Below are 16430 nucleotides of genomic sequence, written 5' to 3' on the forward strand. Positions count from 1 at the left end.
CGAAGGTGATCTCCGGCGGCGATAACCCATACGACATTCATGACGCAAAGTTGAGCAGTTCAGCGACAGCTCATGAGAGCAGCTCCGTGACAGCTCATGAAATCAGCAACACCTGCCTTCTATTAATCGTATATTCTCTTCCTTCATGTATAAGAAGAATTTCCACCATAACTTCATTTGAATCACCGTTATACATTTGGGATTTTAATTCTAGATTTAATAAAAAGTTAGGATTGTCATTAAAAATCGCTCTATTATAAAAGCACCAATTAAACATCTGAAGAAGTGTTGTTTTTCCAAATGTATTATTTCCCAAAATGATTGTCACGTTCTTTTTCGGATCGCATGAAAACTCTATTGTCTTTTCACCCTTAAACTGTCGAAAGTTTTTATAATAAAGTGACTTAATCAACATACCCCTACCCCTCCAAAAAGTTCTTACATTTTTCGACTTGCTTCATGTATAATTATTTGTTTAATTTTCGCAACCATTTGCCCCGGCGTAAGATCTTTTGTTTTATTATTATCATTCTCTGCTTGAAGAATTTTATATTTCATCCTGTCAAGTTTTTCTTCATCAATATCAATACTCTGGTTCATTTGACGCCTCCTCTAAATCAATATCGTATTGCTCAATTAGATCATAAATTAGTTCATCTGCCACGCTTGAATTTTCTGCAATATCTGCAAAATCTTTCATTCTTATAATCTCTCTTTTAACCAATGATTTTGAAAGTCGTACAGTATCTTCATCATAGTGATTTACAAGCTCAAGTGGCAATGGAGAAACAACAAAATCATATATATCTGCATATGTCTTCCCTTTATATTTACGAAGAACACGCCCACGTCTTTGGATATATTCCTTTGGATTTGTACTACTAGCTAAAATAAACGCTTTCCTAATACTCGGGATATTTACTCCTTCATCTAAGCACCGAATTGCGATAAGGGCCTGTAGCGACGTTCCTTCATCAAATTCTTTCTTCAGTACTTCTCTCGTTACTTCATCTTCTTCTGATGTGAATTTCGCCACTTTCATTTGAAGACTATTTCCCAATAGATTTGTGACAACATCAACTTGCTTCTTTTCTTCCTCCGGTGCCCTATCTTCAGAAAAATCGACATCTCTAACCGTAGTTGCGCCGCAATATACAAGCATGTGACTATCTTTTTTGAATGGCTCCATAACTTCAACCAAGCGCTCAACTTTTTCTCTCGCTGATGCAACCATCCTAGCTCTTTTTATCATTAGCTTCTTAGCATATTCACTAGGTTCGTCCTTTTTTCCAGCCATAATTGCCGATGCTATTTTTTTAGATATGTCAATATAATCTATCAGTTCATCCGGTTGAAAACTCACTAAAACAGGATGATAATAGTATCTCACTAATTTGTCGTTATTGATTGCCTCTTTCAACGTGTATTCAATGCACTTATCACCAAAGTAGTCAAATAACCTTTTTGTCCCTATATCATCGCCGTGGCGTTCTAGCGTGGCCGAAAGGGCTAACCGATACGGAATCTTTGAATCAAGATATTTACTTGAATTCTCTGCACCAAAATTATGTGCCTCATCTACGACCAAAACAGCTTGGCCTTTAACGCGATTTATGATACTCGCAATAGAATCTGTACAAAACGTTGCATTTGTAAATATCGCACAGAAATGATCCGTCAACCCTATCTCTAACGATAAGCATGCATCTTTTAAACGCTCTCTCCAGCGAGGTTGACTGGATGTGGAAAAGCATATGATAGGATTCATTCCAAACTGTCTTATATCTTCAACCCATTGTGTAACTAAATGCTGGTATGGACACACTATAAAAATTGCAAGGGGCGCTTTCCTGTGTTCATATAACTCTACAATTGCCTTTAATCCCGTATATGTCTTACCTGTTCCTGTCGCCATATCAAAAATACCAACATAGCCATTTTCCTGCCATTTTGCAGTGGCTTGGTTTTGATAATCATACCATTTTATGAATTTTGGTATTCGTGGAACACTTTTTATAGGTTCTGAGACGTATATCGTTTTACTATTCATCTGATACTCAACGGGATTATCTATCCCTAAATCTATTCGATCATTTTCCCTATATTTGAATAATTTTCTCTTTGCAGCTTCCGGAAATTCCATTGTTTGCATACGCGGCTCATAGTTATCCCATATGGCTTCAAAAGCTAATTTTTTATTATTGACCCTATTCGCCTCATTCGTCCATGATCTGAACACATCAATTGATTCATAGTTATGGAGAAACGCAGTATCGCTTTCATTCATGGAGCCCGAAAAGGCAATAATATTATCATCGCTATCATACATCAGTCCCATTTTTTCATGATACATTCCCATGCGACTGTCATCATCTAGAATCGCGATTTTTATCAATAAAATTCCTGCAGCAATTAGATTTATCAGAAAATTAATTCGATCTTTTTCATATTGATTTTTGGGTTCTGTTATTTGTGATATCAGACTATCGCGAATAACATCATCTTTAAGTTTAAGCCCCTTCTCAATAGCAACAACATCTTCTTCAGAAATCTTTGGTGATGCTATGAGTTCTATCGTTCCTCCATTCTTTACAAGCGCAGCTATCCCCCTAGAAATATCTATTAATGCCGATGATGAAAAAAAGCCAACCGCTCTCTGATACTTTTTCGACTGTTTTAATACCGGCGTATAAAAATCTTTTACTATATCGTCTTCTAACGATCTATATTCATCTTTAATATTTAATTCTAAGAAGCTCATAATCTTATAGATTATCCTCTATATAGTCTAATGCCTGCTGTAACTCTTCAAAATCTTCATCCGTTGTAAAGTAGCTTACGCTAAAACGAATTGTTCCAGCGGGATACGTATGAAGATACTTGTGTGTATATGGTGCACATTGGAGTCCGGTTCGCACTGAAATACCCTGCTCATTAAATATTCCGCCAGCCACATCGCTACTGATGCCATCGATAACAGCCGAAACGATTCCAACATATTTTCTACCCGTTTCGTTACCGATTATTCTGATGAACGGATACTGAGAAAGCACTTCAATTAATTTTGACCTGTGCTCCATTTCTCTGTTCCATATATTTTCTATGCCTGTTTTCTCTATCCATTTGAGCGCAGCATTAAGTCCCGCAACACCGGAGGTATTGAGCGTTCCGAATTCAAATCTCTGCGGGATGGATTCTGGCATATCTTGATTAGCTGATTCATATCCAGTTCCACCAAAAAACACCGCAGGAAGCTCAATCGATGGATTCATTACAAATCCAGACAAGCCCGTTGGTCCATATAGTGTCTTATGTCCGGCAAATACAGCAAAGTCAAATGTTTGTAAACCCACATTGCAATCTACTAAACCTGCACTCTGAGACATATCTACGAGAGTGATGGCTTCATATTTTTTTGCAAGCTCAAAAATAGCTTCAACCGGTGCAACTAATCCGATCACATTGCTTGCATGGGTTGCAATGACGAAATCTGGCTTCAGCTTATCAAACTGATATCTTATGCGCTCAATGTCATAAGATAGATCTTTGTCCACGTACAGTTCAGTTACTGTGATTTTACCATCTTTCTCAAAGCTGTGCAGTGTTCTGGTCACCGCATTATGCTCAAACGGCGTGATGTAAATATTTTTTGCACCTTTCTTAATCATACCCTGAATGATGATATTAAGTGCGATGGTCGCCGTCGGCTCAAACACTACCTGTTTTGCAGGGCAGTGAAACAGCTTCTGTATTTCCTCTCGCGTATCAGCAATCAAGTTTCCTGTAGATGCAGCCATACTATAATTTCCGCGGCCAGCACTACCGCCGTTGTGACGGTAGAAGCTGTCCATGAAATCATAGACCTCTTGTGGCTTTGGATAAGTTGTCGCAGCATTATCAAAATATGCCATACGTCCCCCTTTAGCAGAGTTCCTTTAAGATTTCCATCAATACCTGGCGCTTCTCTTGATCCGTAATTGACTGTCCCATCGCTTCTAACTGTGAACGCACATTATTGTAAAGAAGTTTCGCGCGGCGACTTTCCTCGACCTTATTAAAGCGCTTTGTTGTCGTGTTGCCGTTATCATCTGTAAAAGCAAGTTCATATGTCGATGCTTCCCCAGTTGCTTTCTTATCCGCCCCAGACACCTCTTCTGTTTTATGAAAACCTTCTGCCGTTTTTTTGTACTTGACCATATTATTCTTGAAGAGTGAAATCACATCATTATCCCAGTCTTCAAGCCGAAGGTCTGTCGCAGTCTTTCCTAGAGTTCTAACTAACTCTACTGTATCATTTGTTCCATTTCTAAAAACATCAAGACACCTTTCGGTACCATTTCCGAATAGCTGTTCAAACACGGATGAGTCGAGCTGCTCACACCAGTCTTTTACAACCGATCCCAACGACATTTTCTCATAGGTTTTAACATCTATTCTGCTTGCGAACGTTTCCTTTACGAAGGCTGCCATTTTTGCTATGAGAACATGAAGTGCATCATCATAGAATTTTTTCATTTCAGTGATATCTCTGACCAACTCTTCATTATTCTCAACGGTGTCATATCCGAAAATCTCTGGAATCTTCTTAAACAAGAAGTCGATGTTTCCACTATTCTTCTTTAATTCAAGAATAAAAGTACGGTACTTTTCGTTTACCGGCTTCCCATCCGCATCTTTTCGGAATTCCTTCGCATATTTCGGAAGCGCCATATACCAACGCTTCATCGCATAAACAATATAGTCGTATCCATTGACATTTTTTTCCACATCAATAACGCAATCCCCAAAAATAGCTTCGAGCGATTTCACATAGGCATCCTTTGCAGAATTCCAATCAAGATAAGCTAAAGAAAACAGTTTAGGATCACTATTAATCTGGATAACCGCATCGACAGAAGTCGGGATCTGTCCTACTCGGTCAGAAATGACAACTTCTTTTTTGAATTCGTGCAGTACTGCGGCCAAATAAATCGGTATTAGTCCACGACGCATGCCGATGTGATACTGATCTGTTGTCAGCGCCTCATACAAATCTTCAAATTTTACATTTTCTGTTCCCTTAGCGCTCGTGATGAAATTCACGATAATTCCAAGCATATTTCTGAGAGCGTCATCACTCGGCTGTAAATTGATTTTGGTCTGGCCATTCTCCTCTGTAAGTACTCCTGTATTCATAAGCGTACTTCTCATAATCGAGATTTCCTGACCGTTACCAACCAGCCCAAGACTCGGCTCAAGCTCATTCCGAAGAAGTCCTGCGACAACTTTGTTTGCACTATTTACAGCTTGTACGGACGGGTTATTCTTATTGATAACCTCATTATTCACAACCGGTGTATAGCAGTACATCTTATCGCAAATACAAGATAAAAGTTCTGTAAGGTCGCTCTTACGCCGAATCTTTACAAACTCTCCCTCGTAATAGTACATAGCTTCCATAGTCTCTGGATGCGTGTACTTATTAATATAATTTCGAATAACGTCTCGCATATCTTCATAGACGACTTCGTAATCATTAAATAGAATCTGATCATCCACTGCCATCTTTTTAAGGGTATCAACGGCACTATATTCTCGGACAATAGCTTCTATTTCTGCATACTTTCGGAGGATAACAAATACCGCCTTCTGGCATCCCTTACTGGTTTTTCTAACCTTGCGAATTGTTTCATTTATCTCTCCAGATCCATTCGAAATAATGCCATATACGATGCCATCCGCAGAGACATTTTCACTTTTGATATTCCAGTCCGTATCTTCCGCAATCTCTTTTGCATTAATAAATTCAAAAGCGAAAAAGCGCGTCATTTCCTTCTCATAATTGTAGCGAGAAGGATACATGTAATTATCAAAGTTTGACTCATTCAGAATACTCTTTACATTAATTTTAGATCCCTGTTTTTCAATCTGCTTCCTGATCTCTGCCTTTACATCCACACCGGATGTTTCCTTCAGTTTCAGATAGCTATTGCTACGCTTAAGATAAATGACATATTCCTTATCAATCAAATTATCAATGGCCACCTTGATTTCACTCGGACTGTATGAGGTTGAATATATGCCAATCAGTTCATCACTCGTCGGTTTTAATTTTTCAAACTGCTCAAGAATATAAATAAGTGCAATACTCTTGACGATCTTGCCTTCAAGTGAGTTCCTATCAATCTTATTTAGAATGGTGGTCGTCAATACATAGTATTTATGGAGGTTGCCAGAATAAACCTCCTGCTGAAGCAATGGCTCAAAGTAGTCGTAAATAATATCCGGGGTAACCACTCCGAATATATCTTCCGCATCATTTAAAAAAGAATATAGTGTCGAGTCTCCTTTTGATGAAATGAACGTAAACAGGGTGCGCTCATTTTGCGCGACACGTTCTGATAGTCTCGGCAGTATAAATGTGGATACCGGATGAAGCGGATAGCATTCATAAATGATCTGCTCAACACCTTCATTCGTGGTATCTGAAAAGATCGGATGCCCGGCATATCGAGTATAGAGCTCTGAAAACTCATGCTGATGCATCTTAACAAATTCCTGCCACAACCCAGCATTCTTGATGATCGCAGACGCAATAATCTCATATGTTTGCGTAAAGTTGTTGTTGAGATATACATGGATGAATCGTTCTGACACACCTCTCCATCCATCAATCATTTCTTTAGAAACGCGGTCAATATACGCCGTAATCTCCTTATGTGAAATCAACATAAGGTGAAGCTGCATCTTACCACTACGATTACATTTTTCCGCAAAGTCCTGAAGCGTCTTCGTATCACGCTTGGTTGTTTCAACGATATTGTTTTCAAGGTACTTACTAAACTCATCATAGATCACGTAAATACCACTGAAGCCCTTTACTTTCAGGCTCTTTACGACATTTTCATAAAGTTCATTTACATCAAATCCAACAAACGGATTAAACGTACTTCCAGCCGTAAGCTGTGGATATATTTTTTCGAACTGCTCATACGAAACTGGATCATATTTCATCAAACGGTTAATAAAAATATCCGAATCCACTTCAAGCATTTCTTCCATCTTTGCAAATACTTCTGGATACTCATTCTTCCATCGGATGATGACACTGACTGCTGCCTTAAAGCTTGTCTCCGGCATAATATCCATCAGTTCATTCTCTTCAAGTGTTCTCTGTAAGCCAAGGAGGAAAGCCTGTGAAAGACTAGTGCTGCTACCTGTAATGACAACTGGCAATAATTTATTATCGCTTGCATAGTAATTCTTAATTAGCTGATAAAGCTGAGGATAGTCCTTCTTTACCTTCGGCATCATCTGCTCAAATAGACTCAGATTCTTCTTCATAAGGATGGAAAGAATCATAAGTACGATATGTGATTTGCCCTTGCCATAAGCACCGATCAGGATACGCGCACGTGCATTAGAATCCGGATATGTACTAAGCAATACATCCTCTAATAGTTTCAGCGCTGCCTTCGTAGGGATATAGCTTTTCAACTTACTATCATCATTTAAGTCGTATGCGATATTTACTGAACTCTGGAATCCCGGAGCCGTAGTTATCATTTTACTCATGAGTGAATTACCCCTTTATCTTTTTATAATAATTTTCTACACAGTCCTGAAACGTGTAATGCTTATTAATTCTGACGATATCAAGACCTGCGGTTCGAATAATTTTAACCGCAGCTGTTTTTTCCGCTTCATGCAGAGCATCAAGCATTCCAATTACATCAAAATTAAAAATACGCCCAATATTATTTGGTGCAGTCAATAGTTCATTAAGACCTATATCGTTACGGTTTCCAGCCTGATCCATCAGTACCGCTAGAACGACCCATGGATCAAAAGTATTAGCCATCGGTGATGCCTTACGATAGATTCGCTTTTCTTTATTCAAAATATCGATAAGTCCGAGTTCGCCCAAAGGACAATCAATATTACTTTCAGGATCGACTTTTCCAGATGCTTTCGCTTTATACCGTGGCACATAAGTGCCGATGATACAATTAAAATCATCTGCCATTGACTTTGTAGATACCTGCTCTCCCTGCATCAAAATATATGCCTGCAGTTCGGAAACGAATTCTTCTTCTTTAAATTCCGTCATAGAGAATTCGTTAAAAAAGTAGTACCACGATGTAGCAAGAGACTGATTGCTTGCAAGTTTATACTGAAGAAGATACAGCGTGCCTAGCTCCTCTATATATCGATCATTTTCGAATACACTCTTACCAAATTCTGTCAGATGCTGCACTCGTTTTCCTGTCGAGGGTTCTTTTGTAAGCCCTGTTGCCTGCATCCAGTATCGAAGAGACTTCACCATGTTTGAGCCAAGTCCGAGGGTATCCTGTGGGTTTTGCGTTTTTGAAATGAAAACTTCTTCATCCTTACTTACGTACTTCATTCCTTTACTAAGCCATCCCTTACGAATAAAGAATGTCTCATGTGCACGGATTTTAATTGCCATGCTATATATCCTCCAATTATTTGGTTCTCAAATATTTATCCATCATACAACCGCCGGCAAGATATTTTGGCGTAACACACATCTTACAATGCACACACTTATTCGGGTTAATGTAGTATGTGTCTCCCATGATAGAAATCGCTCCAGCTTTACATACTGATTCGCACTTCAGGCACTTTCGACATGCGTTAAATTTTCGTACCTGATAAGCGCACTGTCTCTGTAATGCATCATGGTCGGCCACATTCATAGTTCGAATCTTTACGGCATATTCGTATCCATCCTGGCTAAACGGCTGAATCGAAAGGATCGGCACATTCGTTCGATTGTCAAGAACGATGACCTCGTGCAATAGTTTTCTACCAAGTTCTGGTGCAACACGCCCAAATGGCACAAACATTCCGACAAGCTCGTCGTCGAATGGTCTTACAAGGCTATAAATCTTTGCATGATCTTCTGCTGTACAGTTCGTAAACTTTATTTTTACGTCGCCCGCTGCCTTTAATCCATTACCACCCTGCCGTGCCTTCCACGCACCGGAATCAATATATTCCTCAGGGTCCGGCTTTCCTATCTTCTTGGCAAAACGAATCAAGAACTCATGCCAGTCTTTATATCTGTCCGGCATATAAATCTTTGAGAGGAAAATGTCTCTCTGATTATTATTCGGGCAGAGCCAGCAACCTACACGCTCATATCCGAAACGATAAGCGTCATTAAAATCGATTTTCTCCGAGAAGATATAAAGCCAGATATCTATGTCTTTCCAAAAGAAAATCGGCGCTGCAACCGTTTGCTTTTGAATTTTCACGTTCTCGCTGTTCGATACTCGGTCATACTTACTTCTGCTTAAAGACTCCGCTTTACGGATGCCATAGAAAGTAAGAACCTGCTCATTACGGTATAGATTATTTAAAACTCTCGTAATCGGTCCCGTCTTAAACATAGAGCAACACCAACGCATCATTCTCGCTGGAGGCCCGATGTCTTCACAGACATCCATAAAAACCTGCTCATAGTTCTTTGCAATTTCAAAAATTGCGTGAGGATGATTCTTTCTAAATCGCTCTGCATACTCTATCGTTGTAGGGAACTCAAGTGTTGTATTTCCAAAGATATGCACGATACTTGGGTCGCTCAACGCTTTCACGACAACATCAGCCGTCACCGTACTGTCTTTACCACCCGAGAACGAAATCACCCACTGTTCTGGTGGAAAATCTTCAGCCGTCTCTCTAACAAAATGTGACGCCTCGTCGATAAGATAATCTAGCCGTACTTTATTCGCTCGGCAAAACCGATCGATGAATACATCAAAATATTCATAGGCATCATCATTTACATTTTTATTTTCTTTCAGGCCTTCAACAAGTTCCTCTATATCCGCTTCTCTGTATTCTTTGCTCGTAATTGCGATACCCTTGCCGTTAACATAAATACGATTTTTAGCAGCCCACATCGACATCTTCTTGTAGGTTCCCGGCTTTTTCTTTGTCATCAGCTCAAACAAAAGTCGCTCTTCCGGAAATACCGGGCGAATATCTGTGGTCATGTATTTTGTCTTTGCACCACAAAGAGGGCAGATTCCTTTATCAACTGCCCTCGTTTCCTTTATGATCGGTATTTCACAATGATCGCACCAGTATATTTCAGCCGGGATATCTTCCTCGGTTTTTGCTCCACATACCGGGCAGATTTCTTCATTTGTTTCTATATTGCAATTTCTACACCACATTTATAGTAAGCTCCAAAAAGTCTAATTCTATAGGCACTCACAAGCCATTTTGACATCACATCTCATAAGTCGCACTGTCTACTATAATATCACGAAAATGTTCTTTCTCAGATTATCGAGCAACCTATTTTGCACTAAAATCTGATCATTCCCTCTCTATCATCTGTTGCTGTAGTTATCTCACACCGATATGGCATTTTTTTGCACTTCTAGAATGAAATTTTTCGCTCACCACAAGTATATAGATCTGCCCCCATTACGGAATTCTCAAAACCGGAGCTTGCAGGAATTACTGTTAAGCCCGTGGTCGGTCGGCGGCGTAGCGATGATGTGGAGGGCGGAGGTATTGGCCCTGGCATAAAAATACCCACAGTGAATCGCGGGAGGATGTACTGATCCACTGTGGATATTTCCATACAGCAGTCGTATTCTGTATTGCATTTTGCAGTACATCGAATTACAATTGAAGAAAAGGAGGTGAATTGCATGAAGGATTCAACCGTAAGTGCTCGTGTAGAGTTGGATGTAAAAACTGAAGCTGAAGATATCTTACAGAAATTAGGTGTTCCTGTTTCGGTCGTAATCAATTCTCTTTATCGGCAGATTATTTATCGGCATGGTGTTCCTTTTTCTTTGACGATACCTGCCGAGCCTGTAACCATCGATAGCATGTCTGATGCGGAACTGGACACTAAGCTTCAGCATAGCGATAGGCAGTCCATTGCAAAGCAGGGCAGAGCTATGGATGATGTATTTGATGATCTGGAAAGGAGCTTGAAGTAAAGCTGATGAGTCTTCTGGTTCGCTTTATATTTTGAATGTGATTTATGCGAAACGAGATCAGTTGAAGGCTTTAAAAAGCATGACAGTATAGATATCAACAGAACTTTCAGGATAATACTGGTAGAAATTATATCTTTATCGTAAGATGACGTGGAATAATATGGCAGCTCCGGGCGGACAGTGACGTCTGCGTCGGGGCTTATTTTTTTCTGGCTGTTGTACAGGTTTCTGTGCGGTTATTTCACGGTGAGATTCACACTTAAAATTGACCCGGGTCAGTTTTGAGTGTGAATCTTCATCGACTGCCGGGAGGCGCGGGCGCGCTGACTTTCGGGCACTGCTGCGCACCGGCGGAGCGATGATGTAAGGGGCGGAGGCATTGGCCGAAGACATAGCAGCGCCGGGTGGTTAATATAATTTGGATTATGATAATTTGAATTATATTAACAACCCAGTGCTGTATTTATAACTCTTCGAAGCTAGAGAAGCTGATCTTCCTGTATCAGTAGAAACCGTGGATTCTCTTCTGCGATGCTGGTCAGGCGGTCTGTGAATCCGCTTTTTGAGAAGAGTCCATAGATGATTTCGTAATCCTTAAAGGCTTTTGCCAGATCTAGAGATTTGGCTTTCTCCTGCAGGGATGCGTACACGGCGACATCTACCGGCTTCTGGTGGTATTTACACTCGCCGAGGAACAGACGTCTGTTTCGGTTGTCTACGGCAGCCACATCGATTTCGGTGTCGTCTTCATGGTCGTTGCACCAGTATGCACCGATGCGGGATGGTGTGAACTCGATCTGCTGTCTGCGGCACAGTTCTGCGAAAATATCGCGGCAGATGCTTTCATAGGAAAAGGCCACAAACTTCTGCTGAAAGTCTTTTTCCATCTGATCCAGCACGATCTGCTGATTTCCCAGTTCCAGCTCTCCTTTGAAAGGATATACATAGGTGAACCAGAATCGGATGAAGTTATCGTTCACATAATAGAGGCCTTTTCGGGAACGTTCCGGATTTTTCTCGGTGATCGGAACATGTTTCGCGACATATCCGAGGTCCATCAGCGTCTTCAGGTACGGTGTGATCGCAGAGCTTTCCTGTCCGATGCTAAGACCGATTTTACTCAGCTTGTGGTTTCCGTCTGAGATTGCTTTGAGCACAGAAAAATAATTCACCGGCGCCTGCACTTCTTCGTTCAGAAGGAAATCCGGTTCTTCATAGAGGAAACCGTTTTTCGACAGTATCACACGCTGAATCTGCTCGATCAGTGGCTCGTCCGGCTGAAAGAGCTCCATGTATTTCGGCACGCCGCCTGTGATGGCATACTGCATGACGGTATCTTCAAAGGACATGTTTTGCGTTACGTATACGTCGGTAAATGGCAGCGGCATCAGGCGAATCTGCGCGGTTCTTCGTCCATAGAGTGGGCTGTCATACGACAAGGCATGCTTTTTCATCATGCTGATCAGTGAGCCGCTGAGGATGAGCATCACATGGTGGTCTTTCAGTATTTCATCCCATGCATTCTGCAGTATCGACGGAAAATCCGGGTTCGTTTTCACGAGATAGGGAAACTCATCGATGACCAGAACCTTTTCTTCATCCGGATGATCGTCTGCTACCAGCTGAAACAGATCCAGCCAGTCATCGAACGTGACTTTCGCGAGCATCGGATTATTCATGCCACGTGAAAGGACGGAGGCAAAGCGCTTCCGGCTCTGTGCTTCACTTTCCGTCGTCGCCAGAAAATAAAACGCACGCTTATCTTTTATGAATTCTTTGATCAGCGTCGTTTTTCCGACCCGTCTCCGTCCATACACGATGACGAAACCACTCTCTCGCGTATATTCCGCATTCAGCGTCGCGAGCTCTGACGCTCTCCCGATGAAGTCCATATAGTCCGCCTTTCTTAATTAATATAATTTGAATTATGATAATTTGGATTATATTATCGATGTTTGATTGTGTCAATCTTTGAGAAAATGGAGGTGCTGTATTTATACCTCTACGGGTATATAGTGTCTGACCCCATTATGAAATTCTTAAGAAGGTCATGTCGGTGATGGCATGCGGGAGGATGTCAGCGGGGTTTGTGGTCGGAGCAACCCAGGAAAAAAGATGATCTTCGGACAGAATCAGCGGCATGCGGTCATGGATGAAGCGTATGCTGTCTGCGGGTTCGCGTGTCAGGACGACGAAGTGAGGAAGGCCGGCCTCGATGCGATAGAGTCCGCAGAGCCAGGTCATGGTGCTGTGCACGGGATAGATGGCGTACTTGTCGCCGGTTTTTGGCTTGCTGTCCGGGGCGCTTAGGTGCTCCCATTCGTAATAGCCGCTTGCGGGGATGATGCAGCGGTGGCGGATCCAGTCTTCGCGAAAGGTCGGTTTTTCGGCGGCTGTTTCGACGCGTGCGTTAATGAGGAGCGAGCGGGCATTGTAGCCCCACTGCATCGGAAAAACCGCAGGCTGGCCGTTGCGGTCAGGCGCGATAACCGGCGCGAGGTCGGTCGGGCGGATGTCGAGAGGCGGGATTACGTTGGGTGTAGAAAGTGCCGTCGGAGACAAGGAGCCGTGAAGCTGTGCCTCTGGAGTCCGCGATGAGAGAAAGCTGGCCTGCAGAGATGATGTCTGGGCGTCGAGAACAAAGGCTTCAGATTGTGTGGAGGGCCAGCGTTGCATCAGTGGGGAGCGGTTCATCTGCGCGATGATTGTCTGCATTTCCGGACTTTCTTTATCGATGTAAAAGCGACAGCACATAGACAACTCCTGTGGGATGAATGCATGTTAAGTTCCTGCAGTGAGTGTTGTTTTTTACGCGGTTCACTGCGAGGGTAGACTATATCTGATTATAGCTTGTTCGGTCAATCACCACAATGTACTGGCAAAATGAGGCTTTCACGAAGTGAGGTTTTCCATTCTACGTGGCATTAACTTTTTTAGATTTTTTCGCAAGCCCTGGAATTCCAGACGGTGTGACATTATGTACCTTTCGCAAATTCCGGATTTCCGCTGCGCATGCCATTAACTTTTTTGAGTTTTCTCGCAATCCCCTCGATTTCAGAAGTCGTGACATTAGGGAGTTTTTACAAAGAGACGATTTTCTGGCTGCATGACATTATGTTTTTTCGCAGAGGGGACAATTCTGGAAGGCGTGACATTATGTTTAGTGCGCCGAGAGCCCTTGCCGAAGCTTTTTCAGCGAGATGTCGTGGGGCGAGATAATGTCACTGGTCGAGAAAATGGTATATTTGCGTCAAAAACCGGAAATCTGCTCGAGAATTCTCTGCCGGGATTCGTCAGAGTTAATGTCATAAGGTTGCCGGGAGGCAAGTCTGCGAAAAACATAATGGCAGGAGGACGATTTACGACGAGTCTGCGAAAAACATAATGGCAGGAGCGACCGGAAAGCGCTTTTTGCGAAAGCCAGTCACAGGAACGGCGGAGCGATGATGTAGAGGGCGGAGGCATTGGTCGAGGACATAGCAGTGCCGGGCAGTTAATATAATTTAGATTATGATAATTTGAATTATATTAACCGCCCGGCGCTGTATTCATACCTCTTCAGTTATATGAGTTCTGTACTGATTGGGAAGACGGCGTGGTCAGTCGTCCTCCGAGAGGATGTCGCGGCGGAGGATGTGCCGGAGGTCTGCGCTGCTGAGGTCCTGCACGAGGTGAGTGACGAGGGCGATGGTGGCGTCGATGTCAACGGTCCTGCAGAAGTTGTAATGGCTGTGCACGTAGCGGCTCGCCTCTTCATCACGCGTTGAATACGTACTTGTCGAGGCGGTCAAATGCTTCCTGAACTCTGGAGAGTGGAAGTGCGAGGTTGATACGTAAGTGGCATGGGCCGTGGAACATACGACCGTCCTGACAGGCGACGCCGACATCCCATGCAGCCTTTTCGACATCTTCGATGGTCTTTCCGTGCTTCTCACACCACTCGCTGCAGTCAACAAACAGCATATAGGTTCCTTCCGGACGGGCTACAGAAACACCCTCGAAGTGATCCCGGATATAGTTGCAGGCATAATCGATATTTCCGGTGATGACTTCGCGGAGCTCTTCAAGCCACTCATATCCTTCCGGCTGATAAGCACCGATCAGCGCGTGCATGGAGAGGACATTCATGCTGTTATAGTGTCCTAAGCTGGACTCCTTTTCTACGCGGTCACGGATATGCTTGTTATAGATGATGTGGTAGCTTCCGATCAGACCGGCGAGGTTAAAGGTCTTACTCGGTGCATAGAGCGCAACGGTACGCATCTTCGCATCCTCCGATACGCTCTGTGTCGGGATATGCTTATGGCCGGTGGTGATGATATCGGACCAGATTTCATCTGAGATAACCATGACATCATGCTTCTTATAGATCTCCATGGCCTTTTCGATCTCCCAGCGCTCCCATACACGTCCGCATGGATTGTGCGGTGAACAGAAAATGGTTGCATGGATGTTATGCTCCACGATTTTCTTCTCCATGTCCTCGAAATCCATACGCCATACGCCGTTCTCGTCCTTTACGAGCTCACTGTGAACGATGTGATAGCCATTGTTCGTCAGACTGTTGGTGAAGCCGATGTAGGTCAGCTTGTGAACCAGGACGTTATCGCCTCTGGAGCAGTAGACATTAAGTGCTGAAATCACGCCGCCGAGAACACCGTTTTCATAACCGATACACTCCGGGGTCAGGTCGGTGACGCCGTTTCGGTTCTTCTGCCACTGGATGATGGCGTCGTAATACTCTTTGCGTGGGGAGAAGTAACCATATGCCGGGTGCTTCGCCCGCTCGATGATGGCTTTCGGAATCGTCGGAACGGTCGGGAAGTTCATGTCGGCTACCCACATCGGGATGATGTCGAAGCCGTCTTTCGGTGGCTTCGGGGCCATCTTCATCTGACCGAGCGCTTCTACTGCGATCGCGTCTTTACCGACACGATCCATGATTGACGTAAAATCATACTTCATCTTCTTATCTCCTTTAACTATACTTTTTAAAATTATACCATCACGCCTTATAAATAGTACATGGAGATTAAACAGATGAAGCTGGCAGTAATTTATGATTCAAAAAGCGGCGGACCGTGTGGAGCCTGCCGCTTTTTAAATGGAAGGATATTTATCCGACTGGGAAACGCTTTTTGTGAAAGCCAGTTACAGAAACTGCGGCGTGACGATGCGGAGGCCGGAGGCATGGACCGCCGCGAAATCGCAAGATGTAGTTAAGCATACACAAGATGTACTGTCGCTCTTTCGGGGAAGGATTATAATTTATTTAAGATGCCGATTCCCTTCCAGGATGGGGTATAATGTGATCAGAGATCGCACGGTCGTGGTGCGGAGAACTGCGGTGAAAGCCACGACCGTGCAGGTCGACTGCATCAGCCGAAGGCGCCGGAAGCGTGCCACGGCGTGCAGGGGCTGGCTGTGGCGGACGAAGCTGCAGCGGTGAAAGCCACGAGCGTG

14 protein-coding genes are annotated in these 16430 nt (G+C 43.0%); 4 read left to right on the plus strand and 10 right to left on the minus strand.

Annotated elements, in window-relative coordinates; genetic code table 11:
* Nucleotides 1–94: 94 nt before the first annotated feature.
* Genes ACTQ52_RS09055 through ACTQ52_RS09085 form a run of 7 tightly spaced genes read right to left on the minus strand, consistent with a single transcriptional unit; the run spans nucleotide 95 to nucleotide 10184 of the window.
* Nucleotides 95–415, minus strand: a complete 321-nt coding sequence (locus ACTQ52_RS09055; RefSeq protein ID WP_441982418.1) for an AAA family ATPase — start codon at nucleotides 413–415, stop codon at nucleotides 95–97.
* A gap of 23 nt (nucleotides 416–438) precedes the next feature.
* Entirely contained in the window at nucleotides 439–600 is a 162-nt protein-coding gene (locus tag ACTQ52_RS09060) for a hypothetical protein (RefSeq protein WP_441982419.1), read from the minus strand.
* Nucleotides 584–2761 carry a DEAD/DEAH box helicase family protein gene (locus tag ACTQ52_RS09065; RefSeq protein ID WP_441982420.1) on the minus strand — a complete coding sequence of 726 codons (2178 nt, stop codon included), beginning with the start codon at nucleotides 2759–2761 and terminating at the stop codon, nucleotides 584–586. The genes ACTQ52_RS09060 and ACTQ52_RS09065 overlap by 17 nt, the downstream gene beginning before the upstream one ends.
* Before the next feature lie 4 nt (nucleotides 2762–2765).
* A complete protein-coding gene (locus tag ACTQ52_RS09070) occupies nucleotides 2766–3911 on the minus strand; it encodes an aminotransferase class V-fold PLP-dependent enzyme (protein WP_441982421.1) in 1146 nt (381 codons plus the stop codon).
* 10 nt (nucleotides 3912–3921) lie between these two features.
* Nucleotides 3922–7554, minus strand: a complete 3633-nt coding sequence (locus tag ACTQ52_RS09075; RefSeq protein ID WP_441982422.1) for a restriction endonuclease subunit S — start codon at nucleotides 7552–7554, stop codon at nucleotides 3922–3924.
* Nucleotides 7555–7561: 7 nt separating this feature from the next.
* Nucleotides 7562–8449, minus strand: coding sequence for a DUF4007 family protein (locus ACTQ52_RS09080; RefSeq protein WP_441982423.1), 888 nt, complete (start codon nucleotides 8447–8449; stop codon nucleotides 7562–7564).
* 16 nt (nucleotides 8450–8465) lie between these two features.
* A complete protein-coding gene (locus ACTQ52_RS09085) occupies nucleotides 8466–10184 on the minus strand; it encodes a phosphoadenosine phosphosulfate reductase domain-containing protein (protein WP_441982424.1) in 1719 nt (572 codons plus the stop codon).
* Between the two features lie 486 nt (nucleotides 10185–10670).
* Between ACTQ52_RS09085 and ACTQ52_RS09090 the strand changes: the two genes are divergently transcribed.
* Nucleotides 10671–10967, plus strand: a complete 297-nt coding sequence (locus tag ACTQ52_RS09090) for a type II toxin-antitoxin system RelB/DinJ family antitoxin (RefSeq protein WP_441982425.1) — start codon at nucleotides 10671–10673, stop codon at nucleotides 10965–10967.
* 479 nt (nucleotides 10968–11446) lie between these two features.
* On the opposite strand, the gene ACTQ52_RS09095 is transcribed toward ACTQ52_RS09090, so the two are convergent.
* Nucleotides 11447–12859, minus strand: coding sequence for an ATP-binding protein (locus ACTQ52_RS09095; protein ID WP_441982426.1), 1413 nt, complete (start codon nucleotides 12857–12859; stop codon nucleotides 11447–11449).
* 136 nt (nucleotides 12860–12995) lie between these two features.
* Nucleotides 12996–13682 carry an SOS response-associated peptidase gene (locus ACTQ52_RS09100; RefSeq protein WP_441982427.1) on the minus strand — a complete coding sequence of 229 codons (687 nt, stop codon included), beginning with the start codon at nucleotides 13680–13682 and terminating at the stop codon, nucleotides 12996–12998.
* An 851-nt stretch (nucleotides 13683–14533) separates the two neighbouring features.
* Here ACTQ52_RS09100 and ACTQ52_RS09105 point away from each other — a divergent pair.
* A complete protein-coding gene (locus ACTQ52_RS09105; protein ID WP_441982428.1) occupies nucleotides 14534–14734 on the plus strand; it encodes a hypothetical protein in 201 nt (66 codons plus the stop codon).
* Here ACTQ52_RS09105 and ACTQ52_RS09110 read toward each other — a convergent pair.
* A complete protein-coding gene (locus ACTQ52_RS09110; RefSeq protein ID WP_441982429.1) occupies nucleotides 14724–15932 on the minus strand; it encodes a MalY/PatB family protein in 1209 nt (402 codons plus the stop codon). The genes ACTQ52_RS09105 and ACTQ52_RS09110 overlap by 11 nt on opposite strands.
* A 75-nt stretch (nucleotides 15933–16007) precedes the next feature.
* Here ACTQ52_RS09110 and ACTQ52_RS09115 point away from each other — a divergent pair, with 75 nt between their 5' ends.
* Together ACTQ52_RS09115 and ACTQ52_RS09120 are read left to right on the plus strand one after the other, a co-directional pair.
* The gene (locus ACTQ52_RS09115; RefSeq protein ID WP_441982430.1) at nucleotides 16008–16190 is read left to right on the plus strand and encodes a hypothetical protein; all 183 of its coding nucleotides are present in this window, start codon (nucleotides 16008–16010) and stop codon (nucleotides 16188–16190) included.
* Nucleotides 16191–16275: 85 nt separating this feature from the next.
* A complete protein-coding gene (locus tag ACTQ52_RS09120) occupies nucleotides 16276–16416 on the plus strand; it encodes a hypothetical protein (protein ID WP_441226697.1) in 141 nt (46 codons plus the stop codon).
* The last annotated feature ends 14 nt before the right edge of the window (nucleotides 16417–16430 follow it).

It is taken from the genome of Oribacterium sp. Sow4_G1_1 (assembly GCF_052116105.1).
In the GTDB taxonomy this organism is placed as follows: Bacteria; Bacillota; Clostridia; order Lachnospirales; family Lachnospiraceae; genus Oribacterium.